General features: G+C 63.5%; 2 protein-coding genes. Both read left to right on the top strand.

Annotation, left to right across the window (positions count from 1 at the left end; translation table 11 throughout):
* Positions 1–13: 13 nt before the first annotated feature.
* Positions 14–133, top strand: coding sequence for an acetoacetate decarboxylase family protein (locus RMO81_RS01845; RefSeq protein WP_310474023.1), 120 nt, complete (start codon positions 14–16; stop codon positions 131–133).
* A 313-nt stretch (positions 134–446) separates the two neighbouring features.
* Positions 447–2,675: DNA polymerase III subunit alpha (gene dnaE, locus RMO81_RS01840; protein ID WP_310474022.1), on the top strand; the 2,229-nt coding region annotated here is incomplete at its 3' end.

The following is a 2,675-nucleotide window of genomic DNA, read 5'->3' as shown; positions in this document are numbered from 1 at the left end:
GCGGCTGGAACTGGTGCATGCCGTCAACTGCCCGATGGCCGATCTGCCGGTGCTGGAACAAATGGGCGGGCTGCACATCGTTACCGACATGACGCTGCCTTATGGCAAGGTGGTGCACGACTATCTGGCTTGAGGCCGGACATTCCGACGTGATTGCGGGGCGGGCGGGGGACACCTCGTCCGCCTCAGTGATTTCAGGCGTTGAAGAACAGCCGAGCAGAGCCTCCGGCGGGCAGGCCTGAGGCCTCCCCGCATTTGCTTGTCCGCCCTCTATGCCCAACTTTCGGCGCGGGGCCGGCGCCAACGAAAGTGGGTCCAGGGGCTCAGCCCCTGGCCTGTCACGCTGGCGAAGGCTAGGGCGGAGGCTGTTTTGCCTCGAAATATAAGTTGGGGACAAACGCCGCGACTTGGTTGGCAGCGCTGGCCCCAGCGCCCATAGTTTGACCGTGCCTCACGCCGGATTCGTTCCTCTTCGCTGCCACAGCGCCTATTCGATGCTGGAAGGCGCCATTCAGCCGGAACATCTGGCCAAGGTGGCGCGTCAGATGCGTTTTCCGGCGATTGGTATGGCAGACCGTGCCAACATGTTTGCAGCGATGGATTTTTCCGCGGCTGCCAAGGATGCGGGTGTCCAGCCGCTGATCGGCGCGCTGCTGCCCATCGAACGACCGGGAGCGGCGACATTGCAGGGCAAGGCGCTGATCGACTGGCTGGTGATCTACGCGCAGGATGAGGCGGGCTATACCAATCTGATCGGGCTGGTATCGGACGCGCATCTGCAATCGGAACAGGCCGGCGATCCGGTATTGCGGTTGGCTGCGCTGGGCGGGCGCACGGAAGGGCTGATCTGCCTGACCGGCGGCGCCGATGGTGCACTGGCGCGGTTGCTGGCCGAAGGGCAGGATGCCGGTGCGATGGCCGATCGGCTGCAAGCGCTGTTCCCGGATCGGCTGTATATCGAGATTTCGCGCAGCGGTGACCCCATCGAGCAGAAGAGCGAGGCTGGCCTGCTGCGTCTCGCCGAAGCGCGGGCTTTGCCCATCGTTGGCACGGCGCCGGTGAAATTTCTCACGCCCGACATGCACGAGGCCCATGATGTGCTGATGTGCATCGCCGAGAGCAGCTATGTCGAGGCCGAGGATCGCAGCCGTTCCAACCCGCAGCACTGGCTGAAATCCGCCGACGATTGGCACCAATTGTTCGCCGATCTGCCCGAAGCCATCGCCAACACCATCGTTGTGGCCCAGCGCTGCGCGGTGATGGCGCCGAGCCGCAAGCCGATCCTGCCCAAGCTGGCTGCCGGCGGTGAGGAGGAGGCACTGCAGGCGCAGGCCGCAGCAGGCCTGGAAAAGCGGCTCGACGTGCTCGGCCTGAGCGACGAAGCGCGCGTTCCCTATCGTGAGCGGTTGGCGTTTGAAATCAATGTCATCAGCGGCATGGGCTTTGCCGGCTATTTCCTGATCGTGGCCGATTTCATCGTGTGGGCAAAACTGCAGGGGATTCCGGTAGGGCCGGGGCGCGGGTCTGGCGCGGGTTCGGTGGTGGCCTGGTCGTTGACCATCACCGATCTTGATCCGCTGGAACACGGCTTGCTGTTCGAACGTTTCCTCAACCCTGATCGCGTGTCGATGCCGGATTTCGATATCGATTTCTGCGAAACCCGGCGCGGCGAAGTCATTGATTATGTGCAGCAACGCTATGGCCGCGAACAGGTGGCGCAGATCATCACCTTTGGGAAGATGAAGGCCCGCGCCGTGTTGAAGGACGTCGGCCGCGTGCTGCAGATGCCCTATGGCCAGATCGACCGGCTGGCCAAACTGGTGCCCAACCACCCGACCGACCCGTGGACACTTGCACGCACGCTGGGGCGCGGTGAAGACAAGGACGGCAAGCGTTATCTGGGCGAAATGGCGTTCATGGTGGAGGTCGAGCGCGATCCCAAGGTGAAGCGGCTGGTCGATATTGCCCTGCAACTCGAAGGCCTGCCGCGCCACAGTTCGACCCACGCCGCCGGGGTGGTGATCGGCGATCGGCCGTTGTCGCAACTGGTGCCGTTGTATCGTGATCCCCGGTCGGACATGGCGGTGACGCAGTTCGAGATGAAAGCCGCCGAAAAGGCCGGGCTGGTGAAATTCGATTTCCTTGGCCTGAAAACGCTGTCCGTGCTCGACCGCGCGGCGGCCATGCTGCGCAGCCGGGGCGTGGACGTGGATTGGGCAACGCTGCCGATGAACGACCCATTGGTCTACAAGCTGATCGCCGAGGGCGACACAGTGGGCGTGTTCCAGTTTGAATCGGAAGGCATGCGCCGCGCCCTGGGCCAGGTTCGCCCCGATGGTTTTGGCGACATCGTTGCGCTGGGCGCGCTTTATCGCCCCGGCCCGATGGACAATATTCCCAGCTTTGCGCTGCGCAAGAACGGCCGCGAGGCGGTGGAACTGCTGCACCCGCTGATGGAGCCGATCCTGCGCGAAACCTATGGCATCATCGTCTATCAGGAACAGGTGATGAGCTTGGCGCGCGAACTGGCCGGTTACAGCCTGGGCCAGGCCGATCTGCTGCGCCGCGCCATGGGCAAGAAGATTCATGCTGAAATGGTGGCGCAAAAGGCCGATTTCTGCACCGGCGCCGCCGCCAACGGCATCGAGGAAGCCACCGCCGATGCCATCTTCGAA

The sequence above is a fragment of the Sandarakinorhabdus sp. genome (assembly GCF_031422795.1).
GTDB lineage: Bacteria > Pseudomonadota > Alphaproteobacteria > Sphingomonadales > Sphingomonadaceae > Sandarakinorhabdus.
Note: the sequence above shows the minus strand (reverse complement) of the source record. Positions and strands in the feature narration are given on the sequence as shown.